Annotated in this window: 25 protein-coding genes and 1 tRNA gene; 7 read left to right on the top strand and 19 right to left on the bottom strand. The window is 62.5% G+C overall.

Annotation, left to right across the window (positions count from 1 at the left end; translation table 11 throughout):
* Window positions 1–5 precede the first annotated feature (5 nt).
* The 8 genes from BLR85_RS17440 to BLR85_RS17405 all read right to left on the bottom strand — a co-directional run bounded on the left by BLR85_RS17440 (window position 6) and on the right by BLR85_RS17405 (window position 9,442).
* Entirely contained in the window at window positions 6–1,259 is a 1,254-nt protein-coding gene (locus BLR85_RS17440; protein WP_093159330.1) for a glycerate kinase type-2 family protein, read from the bottom strand.
* Between the two features lie 19 nt (window positions 1,260–1,278).
* Complete coding sequence (locus BLR85_RS17435) at window positions 1,279–2,331, bottom strand: ABC transporter ATP-binding protein (protein ID WP_093159325.1); 1,053 nt, start codon at window positions 2,329–2,331, stop codon at window positions 1,279–1,281.
* A gap of 1 nt (window position 2,332) precedes the next feature.
* On the bottom strand, window positions 2,333–3,592 hold the full coding sequence (locus BLR85_RS17430) for an MGH1-like glycoside hydrolase domain-containing protein (RefSeq protein WP_093159320.1): 1,260 nt from the start codon (window positions 3,590–3,592) through the stop codon (window positions 2,333–2,335).
* 6 nt (window positions 3,593–3,598) lie between these two features.
* The gene (locus BLR85_RS17425) at window positions 3,599–4,813 is read right to left on the bottom strand and encodes a carbohydrate ABC transporter permease (RefSeq protein WP_093159316.1); all 1,215 of its coding nucleotides are present in this window, start codon (window positions 4,811–4,813) and stop codon (window positions 3,599–3,601) included.
* Window position 4,814: 1 nt separating this feature from the next.
* A complete protein-coding gene (locus BLR85_RS17420; protein ID WP_093159312.1) occupies window positions 4,815–6,062 on the bottom strand; it encodes a carbohydrate ABC transporter permease in 1,248 nt (415 codons plus the stop codon).
* A gap of 90 nt (window positions 6,063–6,152) precedes the next feature.
* The gene (locus BLR85_RS17415) at window positions 6,153–7,499 is read right to left on the bottom strand and encodes an ABC transporter substrate-binding protein (protein WP_093159308.1); all 1,347 of its coding nucleotides are present in this window, start codon (window positions 7,497–7,499) and stop codon (window positions 6,153–6,155) included.
* Window positions 7,499–8,620: a LacI family DNA-binding transcriptional regulator gene (locus BLR85_RS17410; RefSeq protein WP_093159303.1), complete on the bottom strand. Its 1,122-nt coding sequence runs from the start codon at window positions 8,618–8,620 to the stop codon at window positions 7,499–7,501. The genes BLR85_RS17415 and BLR85_RS17410 overlap by 1 nt, the downstream gene beginning before the upstream one ends.
* A 444-nt stretch (window positions 8,621–9,064) precedes the next feature.
* Window positions 9,065–9,442 carry an SHOCT domain-containing protein gene (locus tag BLR85_RS17405; protein WP_093159299.1) on the bottom strand — a complete coding sequence of 126 codons (378 nt, stop codon included), beginning with the start codon at window positions 9,440–9,442 and terminating at the stop codon, window positions 9,065–9,067.
* A gap of 187 nt (window positions 9,443–9,629) precedes the next feature.
* Here BLR85_RS17405 and BLR85_RS17400 point away from each other — a divergent pair, with 187 nt between their 5' ends.
* Window positions 9,630–10,028 carry a phage holin family protein gene (locus BLR85_RS17400; RefSeq protein WP_093159295.1) on the top strand — a complete coding sequence of 133 codons (399 nt, stop codon included), beginning with the start codon at window positions 9,630–9,632 and terminating at the stop codon, window positions 10,026–10,028.
* A gap of 73 nt (window positions 10,029–10,101) precedes the next feature.
* On the opposite strand, the gene BLR85_RS17395 is transcribed toward BLR85_RS17400, so the two are convergent.
* The 3 genes from BLR85_RS17395 to BLR85_RS17385 form a co-directional block, all read right to left on the bottom strand.
* Window positions 10,102–10,662: a hypothetical protein gene (locus tag BLR85_RS17395; RefSeq protein WP_093159290.1), complete on the bottom strand. Its 561-nt coding sequence runs from the start codon at window positions 10,660–10,662 to the stop codon at window positions 10,102–10,104.
* Between the two features lie 77 nt (window positions 10,663–10,739).
* Window positions 10,740–11,534 carry a tryptophan 2,3-dioxygenase gene (locus BLR85_RS17390; protein WP_244520766.1) on the bottom strand — a complete coding sequence of 265 codons (795 nt, stop codon included), beginning with the start codon at window positions 11,532–11,534 and terminating at the stop codon, window positions 10,740–10,742.
* Between the two features lie 71 nt (window positions 11,535–11,605).
* Entirely contained in the window at window positions 11,606–12,832 is a 1,227-nt protein-coding gene (locus BLR85_RS17385) for an ROK family transcriptional regulator (RefSeq protein ID WP_244520765.1), read from the bottom strand.
* 242 nt (window positions 12,833–13,074) lie between these two features.
* Between BLR85_RS17385 and BLR85_RS17380 the strand changes: the two genes are divergently transcribed.
* Window positions 13,075–13,692 carry a nucleoside/nucleotide kinase family protein gene (locus BLR85_RS17380; RefSeq protein WP_093159282.1) on the top strand — a complete coding sequence of 206 codons (618 nt, stop codon included), beginning with the start codon at window positions 13,075–13,077 and terminating at the stop codon, window positions 13,690–13,692.
* A 17-nt stretch (window positions 13,693–13,709) separates the two neighbouring features.
* On the opposite strand, the gene BLR85_RS17375 is transcribed toward BLR85_RS17380, so the two are convergent.
* From BLR85_RS17375 to BLR85_RS17340, 8 genes are all read right to left on the bottom strand, one after another.
* Window positions 13,710–14,963: a tryptophan 2,3-dioxygenase gene (locus tag BLR85_RS17375; RefSeq protein ID WP_139188437.1), complete on the bottom strand. Its 1,254-nt coding sequence runs from the start codon at window positions 14,961–14,963 to the stop codon at window positions 13,710–13,712.
* A gap of 285 nt (window positions 14,964–15,248) precedes the next feature.
* On the bottom strand, window positions 15,249–16,202 hold the full coding sequence (locus tag BLR85_RS17370) for an ABC transporter ATP-binding protein (RefSeq protein ID WP_093159273.1): 954 nt from the start codon (window positions 16,200–16,202) through the stop codon (window positions 15,249–15,251).
* Window positions 16,199–17,176 (bottom strand): ABC transporter ATP-binding protein, encoded by a 978-nt coding sequence (locus tag BLR85_RS17365; protein WP_093159270.1) that lies wholly within the window; start codon window positions 17,174–17,176, stop codon window positions 16,199–16,201. The genes BLR85_RS17370 and BLR85_RS17365 overlap by 4 nt, the downstream gene beginning before the upstream one ends.
* Window positions 17,177–17,180: 4 nt before the next feature.
* A complete protein-coding gene (locus tag BLR85_RS17360) occupies window positions 17,181–18,071 on the bottom strand; it encodes an ABC transporter permease subunit (protein ID WP_093159267.1) in 891 nt (296 codons plus the stop codon).
* A gap of 1 nt (window position 18,072) precedes the next feature.
* A complete protein-coding gene (locus BLR85_RS17355; RefSeq protein ID WP_093159261.1) occupies window positions 18,073–19,080 on the bottom strand; it encodes an ABC transporter permease subunit in 1,008 nt (335 codons plus the stop codon).
* Window positions 19,080–20,171, bottom strand: a complete 1,092-nt coding sequence (locus BLR85_RS17350) for a M24 family metallopeptidase (RefSeq protein WP_093159256.1) — start codon at window positions 20,169–20,171, stop codon at window positions 19,080–19,082. Before BLR85_RS17350 ends, BLR85_RS17355 begins: the two co-directional genes overlap by 1 nt.
* A gap of 285 nt (window positions 20,172–20,456) precedes the next feature.
* Window positions 20,457–22,046, bottom strand: a complete 1,590-nt coding sequence (locus BLR85_RS17345; RefSeq protein ID WP_093159251.1) for an ABC transporter substrate-binding protein — start codon at window positions 22,044–22,046, stop codon at window positions 20,457–20,459.
* 137 nt (window positions 22,047–22,183) lie between these two features.
* Entirely contained in the window at window positions 22,184–23,125 is a 942-nt protein-coding gene (locus BLR85_RS17340) for a GlxA family transcriptional regulator (protein WP_093159247.1), read from the bottom strand.
* Between the two features lie 75 nt (window positions 23,126–23,200).
* Here BLR85_RS17340 and bcoG point away from each other — a divergent pair, with 75 nt between their 5' ends.
* The 5 genes from bcoG to BLR85_RS17315 form a co-directional block, all read left to right on the top strand.
* The gene (gene bcoG / locus BLR85_RS17335; RefSeq protein ID WP_093159242.1) at window positions 23,201–24,112 is read left to right on the top strand and encodes a 3-dehydrocarnitine:acetyl-CoA trimethylamine transferase BcoG; all 912 of its coding nucleotides are present in this window, start codon (window positions 23,201–23,203) and stop codon (window positions 24,110–24,112) included.
* 25 nt (window positions 24,113–24,137) lie between these two features.
* The gene (locus BLR85_RS17330; protein WP_093159238.1) at window positions 24,138–24,458 is read left to right on the top strand and encodes a hypothetical protein; all 321 of its coding nucleotides are present in this window, start codon (window positions 24,138–24,140) and stop codon (window positions 24,456–24,458) included.
* An 8-nt stretch (window positions 24,459–24,466) separates the two neighbouring features.
* Window positions 24,467–25,879 carry a carnitine 3-dehydrogenase gene (locus tag BLR85_RS17325; RefSeq protein ID WP_093159233.1) on the top strand — a complete coding sequence of 471 codons (1,413 nt, stop codon included), beginning with the start codon at window positions 24,467–24,469 and terminating at the stop codon, window positions 25,877–25,879.
* Window positions 25,880–25,967: 88 nt separating this feature from the next.
* A tRNA-Glu gene (locus BLR85_RS17320) sits at window positions 25,968–26,042 on the top strand.
* A 229-nt stretch (window positions 26,043–26,271) separates the two neighbouring features.
* Window positions 26,272–26,570, top strand: a 299-nt coding sequence (locus BLR85_RS17315; protein WP_139188436.1) for a helix-turn-helix domain-containing protein, incomplete at its 3' end; no start/stop codon positions are given.

Here is a 26,570-nt window from a genome sequence, read left to right as displayed (position 1 = left end):
GGCCATCAGGCGTTGGGCAGCACCAATATCGCCCGGAAGTCGTTCACATTTGTAAGCGTAGGACCGGGAACGACCTGATCCTCCAGACGGGCAAAGAAAGTATGGGCGTCGTTCCGGGCCAGTGCTTCGGCCGGGTCGACACCCAGATCCCGGGCTCGCGCCAAGGTCCGGGGTGTGACCACGGCGCCGGCAACCTCCGCCGCGCCGTCAACACCATCGGTGTCGCAGGCGATCGCATAGATCCCCTCGGCGCCGTCCAGCGCCTCGGCCAGCGCCAGTGCATATTCCGCGTTCGGTCCGCCCACACCGTTGCCGCGTCGCGTCACCGTCAATTCGCCGCCCGAGAGCAGCAGCACTGGCCTGGAGCCACGCGCGGAAAGCGCGGCCTTCGCGTGTTCTGCCGCAACGTCGCGCGCTTCACCCTCGATGTCGTCGCCCAGAAGGCGCACTTCGCAGCCGGCGGCGGCCGCTTCCTTGACCGCGGCGGCCAGCGATTGGGACGGCGCGGCGATCACCCGGTTGTCGATCTTGGACAGCCTTTCGTCGCCGACACCGACAACGCCGGTCTCGACCGAAAGCACAGCGTCGACGGATGCCGGGATCTCGATCTTCCATTTTTCGATGATCGCCCGCGCATCGGCTGAAGTGGTCGCGTCGCCGACGGTCGGGCCGGAGCCGATAAAGGCCATGTCGTCGCCCGGCACGTCGGAAATCATCAGCGACAGCATGTCGGCCGGATAGGCCGCCGCCGCGAGCTGCCCGCCCTTGACGCGGGAGAGGTGCTTGCGAAGCGTGTTCATCTTGTCGATGGGGGCGCCGGAGGCGAGCAGCGCGGCATTGACCGCCTGCTTTTCCGCCAGCGTGATGTCGCCCGCTGGCTGCACCAGAAGCGCCGAGGCACCGCCGGAAATCAGCGCAAGCACGAAATCGCCCTCGCCCAGCCCCTGCAACCGGTGCAACATGCGCGAGGTTGCCACAAGCCCCGCCTCGTCGGGGACGGGATGGGCGGCCTCGACGATCTCGATCCCCTCGCATGGGCGTCCGTAGCCGTAGCGGGTAATCACCAGCCCTTCGCAGGGCCCCCAGACGCTTTCCACGGCCTCCGCCATGCGCGCCGAGGCCTTGCCCGCACCGATGACCACGACCCGCCCCTTGGGCTTTTCGGGAAGCACGCGCGGGATAACGGCCATGGGGTCGGCCACTTCGACGGCGATATCAAAGAGGCGGCGGAGGAAACTGTCGGGGTCCTGTCTCGGCATGGGGCTGGTCTTTCGATTTTTAGGCCGTTACGGCAAATCCGTCCGCATCGAAGAAGAGCTGCCATCTGTCATCGAAGATGATGCCCACCTTGTCGCCCGGCTTGTGCGGATCCTCGGAAGACCCCCGAACCGTGATCTGCCCGAGCGGCCCGCCATCGATGATGACATAGGTATCCGCACCAAGATACTCGACCAGGTCGACGACACCGTCGCAGGCGCCCTCGCCCGGTTCGCCGAGCGTGATGTGTTCGGGCCGTGCTCCGACGCTCACGGCTTTGCCGCCGAAGCCATACGCGCCGCCACGACCGCCTTCAAGATGGAACCGGCCATCGCTGGTCGTGCAGGGCAGGATGTTCATCTTGGGCGAGCCGATGAACTGCGCCACGAAGAGGTTCGCCGGGTGCTCGTAGAGTTCTTTCGGCGTGCCGATCTGGGCGATCTTACCGAATTCCAGAACCACGATCCGGTCGGCGAGCGTCATGGCCTCGATCTGGTCATGGGTTACGTAGATCATGGTTGTGTTGAGGTTCTGGCTCAACTTGGCGATCTCGTAGCGCATCTCCACCCGGAGCGCGGCGTCGAGATTGGAGAGCGGTTCGTCGAACAGGAACGCCGTCGGATCGCGCACGATGGAACGACCGATCGCCACCCGCTGGCGCTGACCGCCCGAGAGATCCTTGGGCCGGCGCTCAAGATAGCTCTCCAGCTTCAGGATGCGGGCGGCTTCGGCCACCTTGGCGTCGATTTCCGCCTTGGGCGCACCGGCCGTCTTCAGCGAGAACCCCATGTTCTCGGCCACCGACATATGCGGGTAGAGCGCGTAGGATTGGAACACCATGGACAGGCCACGCTTGGCAGGCGGGTGGTCGGTAACGTCCTTGCCGTCGATTTCGAGGCTGCCGCGCGAGATCTCTTCCAGCCCACCGATCATCCTGAGCAGCGTGGACTTTCCGCATCCCGAGGGGCCCACGAAGATGACAAACTCGCCATCGTTGATTTCAAGGTCGACTCCCTTGATGACCTGAACCTCGCCGTACCACTTTTCGACGGCCTTGAGCGTGATCGAACCCATATCAGAATCCTCCCTTGGCTTGCGGGCTGGCAAAGGTAAGCCAGACGGCCGCGGTCCAGGTGAAATGTTGACCGCCGGCGGGGGTGCCGTCGACGGGGCTGTGATATTCGGCAAATCCTTGATCGGCGATCACGGCGCGGGTTCCCAGGCGCACCTTCTCGGCAAGCTCGGCATAGCCCATCTCGGCAAGACCGGCGCCGATCTGGCTGTTGGCCATGCACCAGAGCGGGCCGCGCCAGTAGCGGATATGGTCGAAATCGGGCCGCGCCGGATCGACGGACGGGACCGGGTATTTGACCGACCCGAGGATCCGTTCGAGATGGGGGACCATCCGCGTCTCGTCGATGCCCGCGTACCAGCAATAAAAGGAGGCGCAGGAGAGCGTGTGAGTGAATTCGCCCGCGCGCATGTTGATGCTGTCGTAGTAACCACCATCCTCGTTCCAGAACTTCTCGGCGCTTTCGACCATCGAGTCGATCCAGCCTTGAATCTCCGCGCCGTCCGGCTTGCCAAGCTCCCCGGCGACCCACAAAAGGTCCCGATGCGCGCGGAGCAGCATGAAATGCATGCCCGGATCGGCCACGCGGAGCGGTGATTTCTCGTTGATCGTGTCAATGTCCCAGCCGCAATCGCGAGAGAAATAGAGCAGCGCGAGATACTGGTCATATTGTTGCTTGGTCGGCCGCATGTCGTTATTGACGTGGCTGGTGTCCCGCCGCTTGTACTCGCCGACCATCGAGGTATCGACATTGGCCATGGAGCTGTCCCAGTCGGGCGCATTGTCCCGCCCGGATTCCCATGGGTGGGTGACACAACACAGACCGTCGGTGATCCGCGCCTGCATGAACCAGCGGTGCCAGTTCAGAAGCCCCTCGAAAAGACCTTCGAGCCGGGCACGGCCCGCCGCCTTGTCGCTCTCGTAGACGGCGCGCGCCATGGTCGCCGCGATCGGCGGCTGGGAGATGCCGGAGGTCGGCGGCGTGTGATCCACGCCCCAGACATCCGGGCCGGGGAAGTATTCCGGCACCTGCCGGTGGAAGATGATATGGGGCACCATCCCATCCTCCCATTGCGACGCGAACAGCGTCTCCAGTTCGACCCATGCCCGATTGTTATCGAAGGTCGAGAAACCCCAGGCCGCGAAGGCGCTGTCCCAGTTCCACTGGTAGGGGTAGAGGCCCGAGGTGGGCACGGTATAGATGCCACGGTCGTTGTCCCGCAGGATCTGCCGGGCCTCTTCGTCTAGATGTTCGTAGGTCATTTACCGTTATCCCTTGACCGATCCGGCCGTCAGGCCCTTGGTCATGAATTTTTCGAGCCCGAGGAAGAGCACCATGATGGGAAGGGTGGCGATCACCGCGCCGGCCATCAGGTGTTGTCGTGGCACCTCGGAGGAGTTGAGCGAGGCCACCCCGCGTGTCAGCGTGAACTTGGAGGGATCGTCCAGCAGCATGAAGGCCAGCAGGAACTCGTTCCAAGCGATCATGAAGACATAGAGCGAGACCGAGGCCAGCGCGGGCAGCGAAAGCGGCAGGGTAATCTTCCAGATCACGGCGAGCCGGGAGAGACCGTCCATCAGGCCGGCTTCTTCCACCTCGGCCGGCAACCCCCGGAAATAGCCCTGCAGCATGTAGAGCGACACCGGGATCGTGGTGACCGGGTAGATCAGGATCAGCCCGAAGAGCGAGTTGCGCAGCCCCGTCATCGAGAAGACGATGTAAATGGGCAGCGCGACGACGATCATCGGCACCATGTAGATCAGCAGGATGGAGCGGGAGAAGGCCGCCGCGCCCTTGAAGCGAAGCCGTGCCACCGCATAGGCGCCCGGCACCGAGAAGAGCAGCGTCACGAAAACGGTGACCACGGATATGAAGAAGGACGTCCACAGGTAGGAGCCGAAGCCGAAATCGGTGAACAGCTCCTGGTAGGATCGGAACAGGCCCCAGCCCTTCGACAGGTCGAGCGTGAAGTCGAGCGGGTTCTGAAGGAGCGCCTGCTGGGATTTGAACGAGGTCATCACCATCACGTAGAAGGGGATGATGACGATGGCGGTGAAGAAGACATAGCCGAAGCCGGTGAGGAAGGAGATCACGACCCCCTCGAATTCGTGCCGGTTCATTTCCCCCATCGGGTGCCCGCCGAGCATTGCACCCAGCGGCCAGCCGGCACCGATACCGACAAAGAGCGCGGTCAGAACCTTGTGGGTGAAGGTGACACCTTCCCCGGTCAGAACCGGCCCGAGGCCGACCAGCATCAGCGCAAAGGTGGCAAGCGCGCCGCCGCCGATCAATGCCCATTTGTTGGTCACCTTGAACGCGGCCAGGCCGAGCCCCATGCCGACGATCAACGTTCCGATCAGGCCGGGGCGGAAGGCGGCGCCGGTGATGAAGGACATCATGACGGCGACGGTGGTGACGATGACAAAGAGCCAGAGGAAACCGATGACCGGCCCCACGAGCTTTCCTTGACGAAGAGCTTTCATCTCACAGACCCTCCTCACGGCTGATGAACTTGAAGAAGAAGATCGAGAAGATCAGCAGGCAGCCGAACACGATCACCGCGACCGCTGCCCCTGCCCCGATATTCGAGACGGCAAAAGCCTGCTCGTAGACGTTCACGGTGAGCGTCCGCGTGCCCGCGTTACCGCCCGTGAGCAGGAAGATGTCGTCGAACTTGTTGAAGGTCCAGATGAAGCGCAGCAGGAAGACGACCGAGAGGATGCCGAGAAGCATGGGCATCGACAGGTACCAGAATTTCTGGAACGGCGAGGCGCCATCCATGTCGGCGGCTTCGTACATGTCGGTGTCAATCGCCTGAAGGCGGGCCAGGATGAACAGGAAGCTGAGCGGGAAATAGCGCCAGACCTCGAAGACGATCACCATGATCAGCGCCAGCGGTTTCTGGCCGAAGAAGTTGATGCCCTCGTCGGTCACGCCCATCCGGATCAGCAATTCGTTGGCCGAGCCCGAGGTCGGGTCAAACAGCGTCACCCAGGTGAAGGCCACGGCGATGACAGGGGCGACATAGGGAAAGAGGTAGAGGCCGCGCAGGATGCCCTGGCCACGGAATTCGTGGTTCAGCAGAAGCGCCGCGAACAGGCCGACCACGATGGCCCCGATGGTGCCGAAAACCGTGTAGGCCAGCGTTACCCCGAAGACGCTCCAGAACTCGGAGCCGTCAAAGACACGCTTGAAATTCTCCAGCGTGAACTGGGCGTTCGTCAGAACGAAATCGGCCTTGCCGGTCACGACCGGTTCGCTGTCCTTCGGATCGCCACCCCAGTCGAAATACTCTTGGCCGACTTCCACATCAATGCGGAAACGCTCGTTATATTTCGGGTCGATGGTGCCGAAGTCACAGTAGAAGGTCGTTCCGGTCTGCTCACAGGCTTCGGGCATTTCACCTGTCACGGTCACGCCCACCGGCCATTCATCCTTGAGCGTGACGCCTTCGATGATCGCATCCTGGCTGCGGTTGGACAGGCGGTATTCAATCGTTGCGGTATCTCCCGCGGCTTCGGGCTTTCCCTTGACGGATTCGCGCACAACCGGGATCGGCGGGCGCAGGTCGGCAAGCTGTACCGGCTTGAAGGAAATCCAGAAAATCGACAGCAGAGGCAGGATGATGACCATCGCCACGCTGAATATCGTCGGGAACAGGAGTCCCCAGGCCAGACGCGCTTCGCGCTTTGCGAGCGGGCCTGTACCTTTTGGAGGTACTGCGGTTGTCATTTGGGTCTCCGCTGGTCGCCGGCGGGGAAATGGGGCGAGCCTGTGATGGAGTGGTTGGCCCCGGAGCGCATCCCCGGGGCCGTCTTCCGCTTACTGGATCTTGGCCAGCTCTTCGTTGAGCGCAGCGACGGTGGCCGCGGCATCGCGCTCGCCATCGACATACTCACGCACCAGCCGGTTGAAGACCTGGGAGTTGATCATCTTGGAGGCCAGCGCCAGCTGCCCTTCCTTGACGCCCCAACGCTGGGCCACGTCCAGACCGCCCACGATCTCGCTAATCATTTCCGGAGCGTAAAGTTCGGAGAGCGGGGCCTTGCGGTCCACCCCCACATCCAGCTTGGACCAGGCCATCGTGAACTTCTCGGGATCGTCAGCCGTGCCCTTGCGGACCGGAAACTTGCCTTCGGGCGCGATCGAGAGCGTGTTCATGAAACCCTCGCCCATCGAAAACTCAACGAAATCCATCGCTGCTTCGGTATCGGCATCATTGGTTATACCTAGATACCGGATGTCGCCCCAGGCCGCGCCGTCTGGATTGGACGGTCCAGAGAAGGTGGTGACAACACCGGTGAGCGAGGCCAGTTCCGAGGAGGTCGGGTCATCGTTGATGGTTGGCGGGGCAGAGTCGCGCAGGCCGGCCAACTCATCAAGGATGAAGGGCGACCAGATGATCATCGCCGCCTGACCGGCGAAATAGAGCTCGCGCGACTGTTTCCAAAACAGCTCGCCTGCCGGTGAGGCTTCAACGATCGCCTTGTAGAAATCAAGCACTTCAATGGTCTTGGCCTCATCAAGCGGCATGAAGCCGTCGGGGCCGACGGGCGAGACTCCATTGGCGAGGAAGACATGCTCCAAAACCTGGCTCATGAAATTCTCATCCACTTTTGTGGCGGCTACGAAGCCATACATCTCGGGCGGATTGTGCAGCGCCTCGATCGCAGCAAGCACGTTGGCGTATGTCGTCGGCGGCTCGAGTCCGGCTTCTTCGAATTTGTCCTTGCGATAAACGATCATCTGCGTCCAACCGTCGACAGGCACGGAGGCGACGCCGTCCTCAACCGCAGCGAGCGCCAGCGGCCCTTCGGCATAAGTGTCTCGGCCTAGCGCCTCTACCACCTCAGTGGCGGCATCGGTGTCGAGAATGCCGGCTTCGACCCAAGGAAGGGCGTATTGCAGAGTATGATAGATCACATCGGGCAAGTCGCCGGCAGCGAACGCGGCCGTGGCGCGGGTTCCAAGATCCTTTTCATCGACCGGAATTACCTCGACTTCAATCCCGGATTCTGCGGTAAACGCCTTCGCCATTTCCTCCTGCTTGGCCATCCGCTCCGGTTGGATCTCGGTAGTCCAGAAGCGGATCGTATCCGCGTTGGCCGCAAGTCCGGATAGCAGCAGTGCAAGCGCCGACCCGGTCAACAATTTGCCATGTTTCGACATCAATTCCTCCCTTGGGATTTCAGTTCCTTAGACACCCGGCGGGCGAGTTCCGCCGGGGACATACTTGGTTGCCCGTGCGATCCACGGGCAACGAACCTGGCTTGTGCCAGTTCACGCAGATCCTCCGGGGCCTCTCCCCGGATCCTGCGAATGAGCAGTTCGGTCAGTCGAACCCCCGCCTGGCGCATATCGACCGAAAAGGTCGAAAGCGCGGGCGACAACATCCCGCCTTCGAGCAGGCCATCATAGGAGACGACCGATACATCCCGGCCGATCTTGAGCCCGAGCGTTTCGGCGGCCGTGTAACCGCCGAAAGCGGCCCGGTCGGCGGAAAAGACAAGCGCGGTCGGCGGGTTTTCCAGTGTCAGCAATTCCCTGGCGGCCGCTTCGCCGGCCTCCGGGTTGAGCGCCCCCTGCCCGATCAGTTCCGGCGCGTCCGGCAAGCCGCACATGGCAAGCCCGGAGCGGTAACCCTCCAGACGCAGTTCGGAAAACGTGTAGCCGTCCCGTCCCGGAACGAACCCGATCCTGCGGTGACCGAGGCCGTAGAGGATGCAGACAGCCTCCTCGATCGCCACTTCGCTCTCGATATCGTACCAGGCGCAGCCCTCCGGATCGCGGGTGCGACCGAACAGGACAAAGGGCACGTGGTTCTTTTTCAGGAAATCGATGCGCGGGTCGTCCATGTAGGTCCGCGGCAGGATGAAACCGTCGGCCTTGTGGGCGCCCACCAGCCGGCCCAGAACCCGTTCAGTGTCCTCGTTGGAGGACGCCGTCGCCAGGGTCAGCGACCAATCCGCCTCGGAGGCCGCCTCGCTGATGCCGGCCAGGAAACTGGCAAGGAAGGGGCGGTGCCCATCGTGCTCGGTGGTCTGCAGGACAAGCCCCACGGAGCGCACGACACCGGTACGGATCGCCTGCGCATGGCTCAGCGGGCTGTAGCCCATCGCCTCAGCGGCATGTTTCACCCGCAGCCGGGTGCTCTCGGAAATATCCGGATAACCGTTGAGCGCCCGCGACACGGTGCCCTTGGCCAGACCAAGCGACTCGGCAAGATCGGAAATGGTGACGCGTTGGCGTCGCCCCGGAATTGTCACCCTGCGTTGGGCCAAATCAGTCATGTCTCTCTCCCTGCTTGTTACGAGAAGATCCGAAACCGGTTTCGGCAACAGAAAAGTTGCATCAGTCGGGAGATATTTTCCGACCTAGGGAGTTTTCTCTTTTCAAATCATTATTTTGCAGCTGCAGAATACGGGAGAAACCGCGGGTTTCCGAAACCGATTTCCTTGCAGAACAGCGGTTTGACGACGCTCTTGAGAAGACTTCACACCGCACGGCGTCTCAATCTGAGGCTTCGGCGCAGTTCGGACAAAAGCCGCCGAAAGGCGATATTCGGCGCTCCAGCCGGCGCCTCTACCACCACCAGTCACGCACTGAAACGGTCCATCCGTCGTCAAAATCGAACCTTCGGGGCGGCAAAAAACGAATCATGCCGCCGCCCCGGCATCTTGCGAACAGAGATCAGCCAGCGATGCGAGAACGCCGTGGCTTGCGCAGAAGGCGATTCAGCCTAGCAGCTTGGCTTTCTGGGCGGCGAATTCCTCTTCGGTAATCACGCCATCGTTTTTCAGCTTGGCCAGCTTATCCAACTCGTCCGCTGTGGAAACCGCACCGGCCGCATCGCGGATATAGGCTTTCTGGGCTTCCTGAAGCTTTTCCGCCGCCGCGCGGGAGCGCTCCTGCATCGCGTCACCGCGAATGATCAAGTAGAGCAACACACCGAGCCAGGGCACGATGATCACTCCGAGCATCCAGAGCCCCTTGCTCATGCCGTTGAGGTCGTCGCTGGAAAAGATATCGCTGACCACGGCAATCAGCGTCCAGAACCAAGCTACAAGAAGGAAGATCAGAAAGATCGACCAGAAAATATGAAGGATGGGCATAATTCTCTCCTGTTGTGGCGCCGAAATGGCGAGCCTTTCTACCGAGGTTATCGGACGGATACGACAGCCGCCCGACGAAACGATAGAGCCGAAGGCTTTTTAAGCACAACGATTCCACGCAATTATTCCTTGGATTAGGGCATTCGGAGGTTACTATCGGTCTCAAACAGCCAATTAGGAGGACCAGATGGTTCGGATGCTGATTAATATTGCCACGCATATCCTGGCGAATGCGGTCGGGCTTTTTGTCGCCAGCGTTCTGCTCGGCGAGTCCTTCTCTTTTACCGCGCAGGGATTCATCGTCGCGACGCTCCTGCTCTCCTTGGCCATCGCGATTGCCGGTCCGGTTATCGAGTCCATGTCCGAGAAGAGCCTGCCGGCGCTCAAGGGCGGTGTCGCGCTCGTGACCACCTTTGTCGGGTTGTGGATCACCACGATTCTGGTTGGGGGGATGCAGATCACCGGTCTGAGCACCTGGCTGCTGGGCACCCTGATCGTCTGGGTCGCCACGATGATCGCCATCATGGTTTTGCCGATGTTTCTGCTCAAGAAATACGTCCAGAGCAAGAAAGACGACAAGAAATAAGGTAGGCCGAAAGGGTCTTAAACAGTAACGGCCAGCCATGACGGCTGGCCGTAATCTTTTCGGGTGGCAGTTGTCACTCGCTCGGAACGACCGCCACGGCAAGCGCCCGGTCCACGGCGACGGCGATCCGGTCGCCCGCGGTTCTCGCGGCCGCGAAGGCGCGCATTTCCGGCGCAACGCCGACGCGCTCCACCGTTCCGTCTGCCAGCTTGATCTCCGCGGTTTGGGTCAGTTCGTCATAGGACAGGAACTCGACCACGGTCGATCCGGAGCCGACCATCGCAGCGCCCGGTTTGTCGCCCTCCGCGGCCGTTCCGACGAGGACTTCACCGATCGCAGTGCCCGGATCGGCCGGGTCGGCCATGCCGACGGCGACGGACTCGTAATAGTCCATCGTCACAGTGTCGCCGACTTCCAGCTCTGCGAAATTCTTGACCTGCGGTCCGGCACGGAAGACCACGGCGGTACCACCATTGCGGACCTTGAACAGCCGGTCTTCCGGGAAGATCGCCTCGACCGTCCCGGTCAGGCTGACGGTCTCGCTCCGCTCGGCAAAATTCGTATTTCCGGTAAACGTGTCACATCCCGCAGCCAGCAGCAGCGAACAGGCGACCAAACCCACTTTCAGATTCATTCTCAGCGACCTCCAAAATTTCCTTGCCCATGCCTTGCAGGTGCAACTGCCGCACGCAAGCGCAAAGCTCGGGCGCCTCACAGCACCGTGCGAACCTCCCAGAGTTCCGGGAACAGCACGACGTCCAACATGCGCCTGAGATAGTGCACGCCGCTCGTGCCCCCCGTGCCCCCTTTAGCGCCGATCACCCGCTCGACCGTGGTGACATGGTTGAACCGCCAGCAGCGGAACCGGTCTTCGATTTCGATCAGCTGTTCGGCGAGATCATAGAGTTCCGCATGGCGCGCCCGGTCGCGATAGACCACGGCCCAGCCATCGAGCACCGCCTGTTGTTGTTCATAACCTCCCCCCGGCACCAACGCTTCGATAGGGATTTCCGCCCCAATCCCCGCGTCCAGAACAATCAGGCATTCCTGGTAAAGAGAGGGGCGGGAAAGCTCTGCCTCCAGTTGCGCAATGGCTTCCGGCCGGTCGCGATGCGCGTCGAGCATGTGGCGCTCGCGATTTCCGAGCGCGAATTCCAGCAGCCGGTACTGCCAGGACTGGAACCCGGACGCCTCGCCAAGGTCACCACGAAAGGACAGGAAATCGACCGGATCCAGCTGCCGCAGCACCTCCCAGCTCTGAACGAGGTGATAGAGAACCACCGCGACACGCTTCAGCGCCTTGAGCGCGCCGCGCAGATCGCCGGCCTTCAGGCGGCTGCGGGCCGCGTCGATCTCGGCCAGAACAAGGCGAAACCACAACTCGCTCGTCTGGTGCTGTATGATGAACAGCAATTCGTCATGCCGGCCCGAGACCGGGACCTGCGTCGACAGGAGCTTGTCCAATTGCAGGTGGCTTCCGTAGGAAAATTCTGACGTGTCGGCCATTTCCAGCATCCTGTTTCGCGGCGGGTTCGATCATGCCTAGCGGCGCCCGGCAACTGGATCAACGGGCCGTTCTACCCGGTGTTGAGCATCGCGTTGAGATCGACAAGGTAACGGTTCGAGAGCGGCTGGCCGGCGGCGCCCAATGCGCGCCCGTCCGGTCCGATCGTGCCCGGGTAAACCCGCGGCAATTCGATCCCGCTGACATCCAGATGGCGCAGCGCCGCTTTGGTCTGCGAGACGAGACGCCCCCGGATGTCGTCAGGGATCCAGCCATCGATCAGGACCGCATCACAATCGACCACGCAGGCCGAGGCGGCAATTGCATAGGCCAGTCCGGCGCTGGCATCGCGGATCCAGCGATCGACCACCTCCCCGTTGAAATTCCATTCCTTCGGATTGTCCCAGAGCGCGGAAACGGCCGCCGCACCCTGATCAGCCAACATCCCTTCCAGCACCGAGAGCGAGGCGACATCGACAAGCTGGAGATGCGCGCCCCCGAGCGCGGGGATCGGCAGGGAGCCGAGTGCCGCGGCGTTACCGGTGCGCCCGACAAAGAGACGCCCATTCAACACCAGCCCGCCACCGACGAAATAGCCGATGAAGAAATGCAGGAAATCCGGCGGCTTCGGCCCGGTTCCGAAAATCAGCTCGGCTCCGCAGGCCGCGGTTGCGTCATTCTGAAGATAGACGGGGAAATCGAGCGCCTCGGATAGTTCCTGCTGGATATCCCGGTTCTGCCACTCGCGGATTTCCTCGGCCGGAGCCCCGATGGAGACCGCCCAGTCCCACAGGCGAAACGGGATCGCGATGCCAAGCCCGGCAATGCGCGGGGCCTGCTCGGGCGACAATTTCTTCCGCAGTTCCTGGACGGAAGACAGGGCGAACCGAATGACTTCCCCCGGGGTCGGATAGGCGTGGGCCAGATGGGTCCGCCCGAGGACGTTGCCGATGAAATCGACCAGCAGCAGGTCGATCGAACGCCGTCCGATCTTGAGCCCGAAGAAATATGCACCGTTCGGCGACAGGCGCATCGGCACCGACGGCTGGCCGACCTTGCCGCGAATGGCCTCGCCCCGTTCCAGCAGCCCCTCTTGCTCCAACCCGCGCATGATGACGGAAACGCTCTGGGCGGACAGCCCCGTCACCCGCGCGATCTCGGCCTTTGGCATTGGCCCCTTGTTGCGAAGAAGCGACAGGATGAGACGTTCGTTATGGGCACGCAACCCGCTCTGGTTTGACCCGCGCACGGAAGCGACGGCCTCCCTGTTGGGCTTACTGTCCCCGTCGCTTGTCGTCACGGTGCACCCCCTAATCCAGAAGGGAACAATGAAAAGGTGCGTTTAAGCTGTCAACATGCAATGAATTTTCCGGGCCGCGCGAATGGCAGATCCGACCGTCCTTGGCGCGCATCATGCCCCATGTTCCGGCAGCGGAATCTCCGCTAGATGCGAAGCGCCCACCGAACGGGCAGATAGATCGAGGCCGTCACTTGCCGCTATTGCCCGGCTGCGAGTACGGTCCGCAAAGGAAGGGGGAGGATATGAACCGAAAGCGTCTGCTTGAACTTGCCGACCAGATCACCGGCGTGCAGCCGTCCGGGCGCCGGAGCCTGATCGCGATTGCCGGAGCGCCGGCCTCGGGAAAATCCCACCTCGCCCGCGATCTGGTGGAAGAACTCAATTCCCGCGGCGCGGGGGCGGTGAATGTGCCCATGGATGGGTTCCATCTCGACAATGCCCTGCTGGAAGCGCGCGGGCTGCTGCCGCGAAAGGGCGCGCCAGAGACCTTCGACGCGATGGGGTTCATCCACGCGATGGGGCGCCTGAAGACAGAGGAGGAGGTCATCCTGCCGACCTTCGATCGCGGCCGCGACCTCTCGGTTGCCGGGGCGATCGCCATCGGCCCGAAGGACCGGATCGCGGTGGTCGAGGGCAATTACCTCTGCTTCGCCGAAGCCCCCTGGAACCGCCTCGCCGAATTGTGGGACCTGTCCTGCTATCTCGACATCCCCGAGGCGATCCTGCTGGAGCGCCTCGTGCGCCGGTGGGTCAATCACGACCACACGCCGGAGGAGGCCGAAGCCCGCGCGCGCGGAAACGACCTCGCCAATGCGCGCCGCATCGCCGGGGCGGTCGGGAAAGTGGACAGGGTTTTCTAGGCACGGAACCGCGGCGTTCAGGAACGCGCCGGGACGGTCCGAAAAACCGGAATGTCCTTTACCGATGCGAGATAGGGCACGCCTTCGGTATAGCCGGTGCCGCCCCGCTCCCCGAGAAAACGCCGCGCCAGTTGCAGATGGGCCTGCCGCCAGCGCAGCAACTGGCTTGCGAAAAGGCCCATTTGCGCTTCGATCTTGCCCAGAACGGCCACGGACAGATGGCGCCGCGCGCATGCCCGCGCATAGACCTCTTCCAGTGTGGGTTGCCCGTTTTGCACGGCGTCCCGAATGCCCGGCACGGCGGCATAGGCGATCGAATTCAAGCGCTCCTCATCCGGCCGCCGGCAGAGCGCTTCGACCTTCTTGTAGCCGGCCGACTGGATCGCGCTGGCGCCCTCGGTGAAGCGGCGGAAATCGTGGAAGGCGGCGATCTGCATGGTGCCAAGCAAGGGAAAGAGCCGCGCTGTCTCGCGCAGGTAGCCGTTGGCCTGTTCGAGGCTTTCCAATGCGCTTTCGCCATCGCGTTCCAGCGCATGAAGCGCGCCGCGCAGGAGCACCGCGATCCAGGCGAAATTCGCCTCGAAGGCCTGAAGGGTGCGCAGGAAGAGGTACTCGTCATGTACGACGTGCACCGGCAGGATGCTCAACGCCATTCTTGTCCGGCACTCATCGGGCAAGACGGCCTGCCGCCAGTCGAGAAACCCTTGCACATCGATCTTGCCGGGCAAAGCGTGACTCGAACAGCCCAAACGCAAAAGCGAGGGGCGCATCGCCGCCAGCACGCGTTGTACCCGTTTGCTGGCAAGCGCCGCATCGGGGCGCATCTGTGGCAGCCGGGATTCCTGCCCCTGCAATGCACGCCATTCGAACCCGACAAGGTCCCCGAGCAGGGCCAGCAGCGCCATATCGCGCTCCCGCGCGATCTCATCCAAGGTCAGGGCGACGGGGTCACCGCAGGGCAGTTCCAGCAGTTCAAGCGCGCAATAACTGGCGTAGTCGTAACGGTCATCGCTCTTGTCCAACATGCAGTCCAGAAAGGCGCTCAAACGCGGCGCTCCACCGGCCGGTACATGCGCCTCGCGTGCCCGTATCAGGCAGTCCGTCACCGGCTCCGGCACGAAATGCTTTCCGAGCTTGTGATACAGCGCCAACACCGACGCGTAGGGAAAGTCGGCCACGCAAGCCGTGGCCTCCCACGCTTCGAAGGCCTGGGAGAATGCCGTCATTTCGGCAAGCTCTGGTTGCATCTGTCCCGGTGGATTGGAATACACCGAGTTCTCCCCAAGATCCCGCAGTGGTCGGGATGACCCTGTTTGCGCTACCCCACCAGTTTTAGGCAGGGCCGCGCCCGCGAGCAACCGTTTCACTCGATCCAAAAAGGTTTTCGCAACGAACAGACGGCTTGCCCGTGAAATGAGCGGCTTGTGAGGCCCATCGCACGGGGGCGGACGTCATTGGAAGGTGGAGAAGCCGGACGGGGGGCGCTGCCCCCCGCGCGCTTTGCAAGCGCTCCCCCCGGGATATTTCCGGAAAGATGATTGCAGTGATGTGCCGGTCTATTCCGGGAAATGACAGGCGGCTCGGTGGGCGCCCTGATCCAGTTCGGGACGTTCCGTGCGGCATTTGTCCGTTGCCTTCCAGCAGCGCGGGCTGAAGGGGCAGCCGGGGGGGATGTCCACTGGCGAGGGCAGTTCGCCCGTGAGCTTGATCCGTTGCTTGCGCAGTGTCGGGTCCGCCATGGGCGTCGCGGAGAGCAGCGCCTTGGTGTAGGGGTGGCGCTGGTGCTCGAACAGCGCTTCCTTGGCGGCGACTTCCACCGGGCGGCCGAGATACATCACGATCACGTCGTCAGCGATGTGTTTGACCACCGAGAGGTCGTGGCTGATGAAGAGATAGGCCAGCCCAAGGCGTTCCTGCAGGTCCACCAACAGGTTGAGGATCTGGGACTGGATGGAAAGGTCCAGCGCCGATACAGGTTCGTCGAGCACCAGCACCTTGGGTTCCAGCATCAGTGCGCGGCCGACCGCGATGCGCTGGCGCTGGCCGCCGGAGAACATGTGCGGGTAGCGGTCGTAATGCTCGGGGCGCAGGCCCACCAGTTCCAGCATTTCCCGCGCCCGGCGGGTGCGTTCGGCCGACGACATTTCGGGATGGTTGATGATCAGCGGCTCTTCGAGGATCTGGCCGCAACGCTGGCGTGGATTGAGCGAGCCATAAGGGTCCTGAAAGACGATCTGAACCGTTGTGCGCAACTCCTTGTAATTCTCGGGGGTTGCTTTTGTTCCGTTGAGCACGAAAGAGCCGGCGACCGGCTCTTCGATCATGGTGATGCAGCGCGCGAGCGTGGACTTGCCACAGCCGCTTTCGCCTACCACGGCCAGCGTCTTGCCCGGCTCCAGGCTGAAGGAGGCGCCGGTCAGGGCCCGGACGATGCGGTCGTGGCCGAACATGCCGCCCTTGAGCACATATTCCTGCGTCAGGTTCTCGGCGATGAGGACGGGTTCGCTCATGCGGTCTCCTCCGCGTTGAGATTGATGGGCGTGTGGCATCGCGCGAATCCGATCTCCGCTCCGCCGACGGGGGGCGGCGCCTCCCGGCAGAGATCCGTCGCAATCGAACAGCGCGGGCTGAAGAGACAGCCCTTTGGCCGGTCGAACTGCCCCGGCACGACGCCGGGGATGGTCGGCAGATGCTTGGTGGTGGCACGTTCCGGCAGCGCGGCCAGGAGCGCGGCCGTGTAGGGGTGATGCGGGCGGGTGAAGAGCGCCGTCACCTCCTGCTGTTCGCATTTCTGCCCGGCATATTGCACCGAGACCTGCTGTGCCGTCTCGGCCACCACGCCCATGTCATGGGTGATGAGCACCAGCGCCATGCCAGTCTCTTCCTGCAAGGAGGTGAGCAGTTCGAGGATCTGCGCCTGGATGGTGACGTCGAGCGCCGTGGTCGGCTCGTCGGCGATCAGCATCTTGGGCTTGCAGGCGATCGCCATGGCAATCATCACCCGCTGGTTCATGCCGCCCGACATCTGGTGCGGGAAGGCGGAAAGGCGGGTTTCCGGTGCCGGGATGCCGACCTGTTCGAACAGTTCGATGGCGCGGGCATGGCGCGCCTTGCGGTCCATGCCAAGATGGATGCGCAGCGCTTCCTTGATCTGGAAACCGACCGTGTAGCACGGATTGAGCGAGGTCATCGGTTCCTGAAAGATCATCGACATGTCCTTGCCGATGATCTGCCGGCGCTGCTTTGGCGTGATCACGTTCAGGTCATGCCCGTCGAATTTCATCACGTCCGAGGTGATGGTCGCGGTCCAGGGCAGCAGCCCCATCATGGCGAGGAAAGCCACCGACTTGCCGGAGCCGGATTCGCCCACGATTGCGGTGATATCACCCGGGTTGAGTGTCAGGTCGAACCCGTCCACGGCGCGGAAGCGACCCGACGTGGTTTCAAAATCGACGCAGAGGTTGCGGACTTCAAGCAAGGACATGTCGTCAGCTCCTCTTCAGCTTGGGATCGAGCGCGTCGCGCAGACCGTCGCCCATCAGGTTGATGGCCAGCACCGTGATCAGGATGGCAAGGCCAGGGAAGGTGACGACCCACCAGGCGCGCAGGATGAATTCCCGCGCCTCGGCGAGCATGGTGCCCCATTCCGGGGTGGGCGGCTGCGCGCCCATGCCGAGAAAGCCAAGGGCGGCCACGTCGAGGATGGCGTTGGAGAAGCTCAGCGCCGCCTGCACGATGATCGGTGCAAGGCAGTTGGGCAGCACGGTGATGAACATCATCCGGAAGCGGCCGGCACCGGCCACCTTGGCCGAGGTCACGTAGTCCTTGTGCCGTTCCGAGATCACGGCGGCCCGCGTCAGGCGCACGTAATGCGGCTGCAGCACGATAGCGATGGCGATGACGGCGTTCATCAGCGACGGGCCCAGCACGGCAACCAGCACCAGCGCCAGCAGCAACGAGGGGAAGGCCAGGATCACGTCCATCAGGCGCATGATGATGGTATCGAGCCATTTCGGCGCGAAGCCCGCCAGCAAACCGATGGTGATCCCACCCGTGGTTGCGATGACCACGACGACCACGCCCACGAAGAAGGAGAAGCGCGCGCCATGGATCAGCCGCGAAAGCAGGTCGCGCCCGAGCGCGTCGGTGCCGAGCGCATAGGCCCAGCTGCCCCCCTCCTGCCAGGCAGGCGGTTGCAGCAGGTGTTCACGGAACTGCTCGGTCGGGTCATAGGGGGCGAGCCACGGGGCGAAGACGGCCACGAAGAACACGCCGATGAAAACATATAGACCGATTACGGCGCCACGGTTCTCCCGGAAATAGTACCAGAATTCCTTCAGGCGGCCCGGGCGTTCAACGGATAGGGTTGTTTCAGCCATGTCAGGATTTCCGGATCTTCGGGTTGATGAGGCCGTAGAGCAGATCCACGGTCAGGTTCACGACCATCACCATGACGGCAATGAGCATCAGGCCGCCCTGCACGACGGGGTAATCGCGGCGGTAGATCGAGTCGACCATCCACTTGCCGATACCCGGCCAGGAGAAGATCGTCTCGGTCAGGATGGCGCCGGCCAGCAACGTGCCGACCAGCAGGCCGATCACGGTGATGACCGGGATCAGCGCGTTCCTGAGCGCATGGACATAAGTGATCCGCGACGGCGGAAGGCCCTTGGCGCGCGCGGTGCGGATGTAGTCCTCGCCCAGCACTTCGAGCATGGCGGAACGCGTCTGGCGCGCGATGACCGCGAGCGGGATCGTGGCCAGAACAATGGTCGGCAGAACGAGATGGCTGACCGCCGATTTGAAGGCGCCCGCCTGCCCCGAGAGCAGGCTGTCGATCAGCATGAAGCCGGTGACATCGTCGAAATAGAACATCAGCGAGATCCGTCCGGAGACCGGCGTCCAACCGAGAATGCCGGAAAAGACGATGATCATCAGCAGCGCCCACCAGAAGATCGGCATCGAGTAACCGACCAGAGCCGAGGACATCAGCGCCCGGTCAAAGAACTTGCCACGGTTGATCGCCGCGATGACGCCTGCCGGGATACCGAGCAGGATCGCCAACGTGATCGCGCAGAGCGAAAGTTCCAGCGTCGCCGGGAAGAGGGCGAAGAACTCGTCGAACACGGGCTTCTTGGTGACGAAGCTCGTGCCGAGGTCGCCCTGCAGCACGCCCGTCATGTAATCCCAGTACTGGGAAAAAAGCGGCTGGTCGAAGCCGAACTGCGCGCGCAGTTCGTTGTAGCGTTCCTCGCTCATGCCGCGTTCGCCGGCCATGACGATGATCGGATCGCCCGGCAGCACGCGGATGAAGGAGAAGGAGATGAGTGTCACGCCGATGAAAGTCGGGATGAACGTCAACAGGCGGGACAGAAGGAAATTCAGCATTATCCTATTACCGTAAGGTTCTTGGGATAGGTGGTGAGAGAGCGGCACCCGGTGTCGGTGACAAGCACGTCGTCCTCGATGCGCACCCCAATAGATCCGGCGCGGTATAGCCCCGGTTCGATGGTAAACACCATACCGGAGTCGAGCTTTTCGTGGTTTCCGCGCATGATTTGCGGCGCTTCATGCACCGCCCGGCCGAGTCCGTGGCCGGTCTTGTGGCGGATCAGATCCGCAAACTTCGAGCTTTCCAATACCGTGGTGCAGGCATCGTCCACCTCATGGGCCGTGACGCCGGCGCGGGTAATTTCGTGTCCCTTGAGATTGGCCGCCAGCACCGCCTGGTAAAGCTCGGCAGCCTCCTCCGGTGCATGTCCGACAAAGAACGTACGGGTGATGTCAGCGTTTAGCCCGCCAAATTTCGCCCCGAAATCAAACAGAAGCGCATCGCCGGGCTGGATCGCGTAATCGATGCGCGAATGGGCATGCGGCTTGGCCGAATTGTCGCCCGAGGCCACGATCGGACCGAACGCATGCTCCTCGGCGCCATTGCGAAACAGCGCCATGGTCAACAGGTTCTCGACCTCGCGCTCGGTCTGGCCGGCACGGACCTGTGCCACTGTCTCGGACAGCGCGGTCTCGGAAATCCGGATCGCTTCTTCAAGGATCGAAATCTCCTCGGGCGTCTTTACCAGCCGCAGGCCCGAGATCTCCCGTTCGGCATCGACGATTTCGAGCCCAGGATTCGCAGCGCTCAAGGCTTGGTGCACGAAGACGCGCATCACCTGCCCTTCTACGGCGAGCCGCGTCAGCGGCAGATGGGCGGCCAACGCCTCGAATGCCCCACCATAGCCAACCTGGTCGCGCCAATCGAAGACCGCGCCTTCGAAACCAAGCGCCTCGAAGCTCTTCAGTTCCAGATTGGGAACGACAGCAGCCGGGGGCCCCTCGGCGGGAACAACGATCACAAGCGGCCGCTCGTGGCTGTGAAACGACTTGTTGTAGAGCCGTTCGAAATTCGGTCCCGGCACCAGGGCGATGGCGTCAACACCAAGCTGCCGAGCCGTTTGGCGAAGCGCGGAGTAGCGGTCCATTATGGCAAACCTTGTTGGATAGTGAGCAAAAAGCGGCAGAGGCGTCCGAATTGCTGCTCCCGAGGGCCGAAAACGATCTTCCGGGGGAAGATCGTGCCTCCGGCGGAGATATTTGGAGAAAGGTGAAAAACGGGTACGAACCTGCTTCCTTCATCTTTCCTCAAACATCCCGGGGGAGAGTTCGAAGAGCTCCGGGGGCAGCGCCCCCGTCCACGTCGGCCATCCCGTCGCCCCGGTTGGGCAAAGAAAGAACCGGGGCGTTTCCGCCCCGGTCCATTTGGTGGATTACTTCAGATCCACGCCATAGAAGATGTGCCCGCCCAGCGGGTGCACCTTGTAGCCCTCGACTTCCGGACGCACCGGCATGAAGACGGTCGAGTGAGCGATGGTGGCCCACGGCGCTTCGCGCTTGAACACAACCTGGGCTTCTTCGTAGAGCTTGGTACGCTCGGCCACGTCGGAGGTGACTTTCGCCTTCTGGATCAGCGCGTCGAACTCTTCGTTGCACCACTGGGCGCGGTTCGATTTGCCGACGCCGTCACAGCCAAGCAGCACAGCCAGGAAGTTGTCCGGGTCGCCGTTGTCGCCGGTCCAGCCGAGAAGGATGGCACCGTCGCGGTCCAGTTCCTTCGAACGCGACAGGTACTCGCCCCATTCGTAGGAAACCACCTCGACATCCACGCCGATCTTGGAGAAATCCTCCTGCATCAGTTCGGCCATGCGGCGGGCGTTCGGGTTGTAGGGACGCTGCACCGGCATCGCCCAGATCTTCATCGACAGGTCGGTCACGCCCTCGGCTTCCAGAGCAGCCTTGGCGGCTTCCGGATCGTAGGGATCGTCCTCGACAGCGTCGTTATAGGACCAGATGGTCGGCGGGATCGGGTTCTTGGCGACCACACCGGCGCCCTGGAAGACCACGTCGATGATGGCGTTCTTGTCGATCGCCATGTTCAGCGCCTTGCGGACCTTCGGGTTGTCGAAGGGCGCAACCTGCGCGTTATAGGCGAGGTAGCCCACGTTCAGGCCTTCCTGCTGGAGCAGGTTGATGTCTTCATCCGTGGACATGGCCTCGAGATCGGCCGGGTTCGGATAGGGCATCACGTGGCATTCGCCGGCCTTCATCTTCTGGTAGCGCACCGAGGCGTCGGGCGTGATGGCGAAGACGAGGTTCTCCAGCGGGGAGGGCTCCTGCCAGTAATCGGGGTTGGCCGCATAGCGGATCACGGCGTCTTTCTGGTAGGCCACGAACTTGAACGGGCCGGTGCCGACCGGCGCCTGGTTAAGCTGCTCGGGGGTACCGGCGGCCAGCATCGCATCGCCATATTCTGCCGACAGGATCGAGGCGAAATCCATCGCGAGGTTCGCAACCATCGGGGCTTCCGGACGGTTCAGCACGAATTTCACGGTGTAATCGTCGACCTTGACGATCTCTTTCAGCAGGTCCGGCATGGACATGCCGCCGAAATACTCCCAGGTTCCGCCGGAAACTTGGTTATATGGGTTTTCTTCTTTCCACTGGCGCTCGAAGGAGAAGATCACGTCGTCGGCGTTGAAATCACGCGTCGGCGTGAAGGCGTCGTTGGAATGGAACTTAACGCCCTTGCGCAGGTTGAAGGTGTATTCCAGCCCATCTTCGGAAGATTCCCAGCTCTCGGCCAGGCCCGGGACAACGTTGGTCGTACCGGTTTCGAACTCGACGAGGCGGTTGTAGATCGGGTGCGAAGACGCATCGAAGGTGGTACCGGACGTGTAGAGCGCCGGGTCAAAACCTTCAGGCGAGCCTTCGGAGCAATAGACAAGGGTCTTAGCCGAGGCAGCGCCGGCGATCACGGTGGCGCCAAGAAGCGCCGCGGTGACGGTCCGCGAAATTTTCATGAAAACTCTCCCAAGTTGGTATTGCCCGCGTCGCGGGCAGGTGGCGCGGATTTGACTACCAAACCGCTTGGGATGCAATGGCCCGTCAACATCTTGCCCAAGAAACCGGCGGCGCATTCTGTCGCCCCGCTCCCCCATCAGGGTCTTAACTCCCTCGGAGAGCACCCAAATTCCCGCCTGAAGGCGCGAGAGAAGGCGCTGGAATTCGTGTACCCACACCGAAGAGCCACCTCGGATGTGCGCATACGCCCCTCCTGCAGCAGCCGTCGCGCCACGTTCAGCCGCAGCCGGGCATATACCTTGCGAGGCGTCGCCCCGAGCCGACGCGAGAATCGTTGCTCCAGTTCCCGCTGCGGGCAGCCGGCCGCGCTGGCGAGCGCGACGATCGGCAAGGGCTCCTCGATATGCGCCTCCATTTCCGCAAGCGCGCGAGCGACATAGCGATCGCTCTGCGAGGGAATGTCGAAACGCGGCGCCTCGGCATCGGAATGCATGAAGAGCGAGGCCAGTTCGAGCGAGAGCGCCGCCCCGTGCGTTTCGGCAAGATGATCGACGATCAACTCATAGCCCGCCACCGCGCCACCCGCTGACCAAAGATTCCGGTCCTTCACCCAGCGGCGGCGGCGTGCATGAACTTCGGGAAAATGCTCGGAAAAGGCGTCGAGTTCGTCGTAATGGATCGTTGCCTCATAGCCGTCCAGCAGGCCCGCCTCGGCCAGCAACCAGCTTCCCATGTCGAGCCCGACAAGGGTGGAGAAACGTCGCGCCGCCCCGCGCAGCGCCCGGTTGCAGCCCGGCGTCGCCAACGACCGGGCTCCATAGCTGGGCAGCACGAACAGCATGTCCCCCCCCGGCCCGCGGGACAGCGCGTGATCGGGCGTCACGGTGAAACCCGAAGACGAGCTGACCCGCGCCCCGTCTAGCGTCAGAACGTCCCACCGATAGAACCTCCGCCCCAGAAGCTCGTTGGCCGCGCGCAGCGGTTCGACCGTGTTGGACAGGCAATGCATCGAGAACCGCTCGAAGAGCAGCACCCCGACTTGCCAACTCTTCTGCGAAGGCTTGATCCAATCCGGCATATTTACAGTTAATCGGGCACAAACAAGCCGGTCAATCCGTCTAGCCTCTGTCGAACCCCCCAAGGAGGATCGCCCATGCCCCTCGAAATGAACCGCGAGGTCTTCATCACCTGCGCCGTGACCGGATCGGGCGGAACGCAGGACCGTTCCCCGCATGTGCCGCGCTCGCCCGAACAGATCGCCCAGTCTGCCATAGAGGCCGCGAAGGCCGGCGCGGCGATAGTCCACTGCCACGTTCGCGACCCCGAAACCGGCGCCCCGGCGCGCGACAAGGCGCTCTACCGCGAGGTGACGGAGCGGATTCGCGACTCGGAGGTCGACGTGATTCTGAACCTGACCGCCGGCATGGGGGGCGACCTTGTCTTCGGCCGTCCCGACGTTCCCCTGCCCTTGCAGCCGGGCACCGACATGATCTCCGCTGAGGAACGCGTAGCCCATATCGCCGAATGCCGGCCTGAGATCTGCACGCTCGATTGTGGCACGATGAATTTCGCCGAGGCCGATTACGTGATGACCAACACGCCCGGCATGCTGCGCGCAATGGGGTCGATGATGACGGAGCTGGGCGTGAAGCCCGAGATCGAGGCCTTCGACACCGGCCACCTGTGGCTGGCCAAGGCACTTGTGGAGGAGGGCGTGCTCACTTCCCCTGCCCTCGTGCAGCTCTGCATGGGCGTACCCTGGGGCGCCCCGGACGACCTCAACACCTTCCTGGCGATGGTAAATAATGTGCCGAAAGATTGGACCTGGTCCACCTTCTCGCTGGGGCGCCACCAGATGCCCTTCGTCGCCGCATCCGTGCTGGCGGGTGGCAACGTTCGCGTCGGGCTTGAGGACAATCTCTGGCTTGGAAAGGGTATTCTGGCAACCAATGCCCAGCTCGTGGAGCGTGCCCGCGGGATCATCGAGGGGATGGGCGCACAGGTTGTCGGCCCCGAGGCCGTGCGGCAACGGCTCGGCTTGGAGAAGCGGGCTCCGCTTTCGTAGGGTCGAGGCCGAAGGGAGACCCGAAATGCTACGTTATTTTCGTGTGGGCCTTGCCTTTCTCGCGCTCGCCTCCTGCCAGACCGAAGAGGCACAATCGGAGGTTGACGACGCCGGAGCGGCGGAATGCGCTGCGCAAGGCGGGCACTGGGGCGTAGCGGGAGCCTTCAATCCGAACCCCATCTGCACGCTGCCGACACCCGACGCTGGCAAGGCATGCAATGCGGAAACGGATTGCAGCGGAATGTGCATGGCCAACACGCGGACATGTTCCACGCACAGCCCCATCTTCGGCTGTCACGTCTTTCTGGATGATGAGGGCCGCGAATACGAAATGTGTATCGACTGAGGATTTGCATGACAAAGACAGCGGCGATCATTGGCGGTGGGGTTATCGGCGGCGGCTGGGCCGCGCGCTTCCTCCTGAACGGCTGGGACGTGAGGCTATTCGATCCCGACCCGGAATCGGAGCGCAAGATCGGCGCGGTGCTGGCCAATGCCCGCCATGCGCTGCCCATGCTCTATGACCGCTCGCTCCCGCCCGAAGGTCAACTCACGAAGGTCGACACCATCACCCAGGCCATCGACGGTGCCGACTGGGTGCAGGAAAGCGTGCCGGAGCGGCTCTTTCTCAAGCAGATGGTGCTGGAGGAGATCGAGGCCACCGCGCCTGCGGACCTGCCGATCGGGTCCTCGACCTCGGGTTTCAAACCGTCGGAGCTGCGAGAGGGCCGCGCGCATCCCGAGCGCATTTTCGTGGCCCATCCCTTCAACCCTGTCTACCTGTTGCCGCTTGTCGAGATCGTCGGCGGCACCCCGGCCTTCGCCGACATCCTGCGTTCCATCGGCATGTATCCCCTGATGGTGCGCGCCGAGATCGACGCCCATATCGCCGACCGGCTGCTCGAAGCCGTCTGGCGCGAGAGCCTCTGGCTGGTCAAGGACGGCATCGCCACGACCGAGGAGGTCGACAACGCGATCCGCTACGGCTTCGGTCTCCGTTGGGCGCAGATGGGCCTGTTCGAAACCTACCGCATTGCCGGTGGCGAGGCGGGTATGAAACATTTCATGGCCCAGTTCGGCCCGGCGCTGGAATGGCCATGGACCAAGCTCATGGACGTGCCCGAATTCACCGACGAGCTGGTCGAGCTGATCGCCGGGCAATCGGACGCACAATCCGGCCATCTCTCCATCCGCGAGTTGGAACGCCTGCGCGACGATAATCTCGTCGCCATGATGCGCGCGCTCAAGGCCCGCGGCGCGGCAGCGGGCGCGCTGATCTCGGAGCACGAGGCCACCTTGCCCGCTCTCGCGCAAGCGGAGGGGCCGATCACCACGGTTGACCGGATCGTGCCTATCGACTGGACCGATTATAACAGCCACATGAACGAGAGCCGCTTCGGACAGGCCTTCTCGGATGCCGCCGATGCAATGATGGCGGCCATCGGGGCGGATGCCGATTACGTGGCGGGTGGATTGAGCTATTTCACTGTCGATATCCGCATCCGGTTCCTCAACGAAGCCAAGGCCGGGGAGCGTATTGTCGTCCGCAGCCAGCTCCTCGACGGCTCCGGCAAGAAGCTGCGCCTGTTCCATCGCATGTTCAACGCTTCCGGCGAGGAAATGGCCACCGCCGAGCAATTGCTGATCCATGTGAGCCTGCAAACGCGCCGCGCTTGCGAGCCCGCCGAGATGGTCCGAAACCGCCTTGACAGCATGGCTGCAGCGCACCGGAATCTAAAGCAGCCCGCGCCAAAGGAACGCCTCTGAAAACATTCGCCTTGTCTTGTGCCGATCACTTGCAAATCCGGGTTGCAATGCCGCGAATCCTTGGCTAGTAAGACCGCCACGCCGGTATGGTCCGTTCGTCTATCGGTTAGGACGCCAGGTTTTCAACCTGGAAAGAGGGGTTCGATTCCCCTACGGACTGCCAAGACATCCCATAAAATTTTGATTTTGAAGATATTTTCGGGCAGCCGGCATTCCCGCCCATCATAAAACCCAACATCCTGAAAATGCGCTGAAACAGGCCTCTGCGGCACCGCTGCCAACCAGAAAGGACCACCGCACCATGGAAACCGCATTCATGCTGATGCTCTTCGTCGCTAGTCACCTGGAACTGTAGTTCGTATCATTGATCCGAGTGATTTCGGGGGGATGATATGGTTGGCCGGGTTGCAGACGAGGTGATTCTGAGTGCCGATGAGCGCAGCTTTCTCGAGGCTCAGATCCGACGGCACAAGGCTCCGCGCTCGCTGTCGGACCGGTGTCGGATGATCCTGCTCTGTGCGGAGGGGCTTCAAAGCAAGGAGGTCGGTGCGCGACTTGGGGTGCATGAGCACACGGTGGGCAAGTGGCGCAGGCGGTTCGTGAAGGACCGGATCGAGGGTCTGACCGACGAATATCGCCCTGGAAGGCCCCGCACGGTATCGGACGCTCAGGTGGCCGAGGTGATCGAGAG

The sequence above is a fragment of the Aliiruegeria lutimaris genome, from assembly GCF_900099935.1.
GTDB lineage: Bacteria > Pseudomonadota > Alphaproteobacteria > Rhodobacterales > Rhodobacteraceae > Tropicimonas > Tropicimonas lutimaris.
This window is presented reverse-complemented; position numbering and strand designations above follow the sequence as displayed.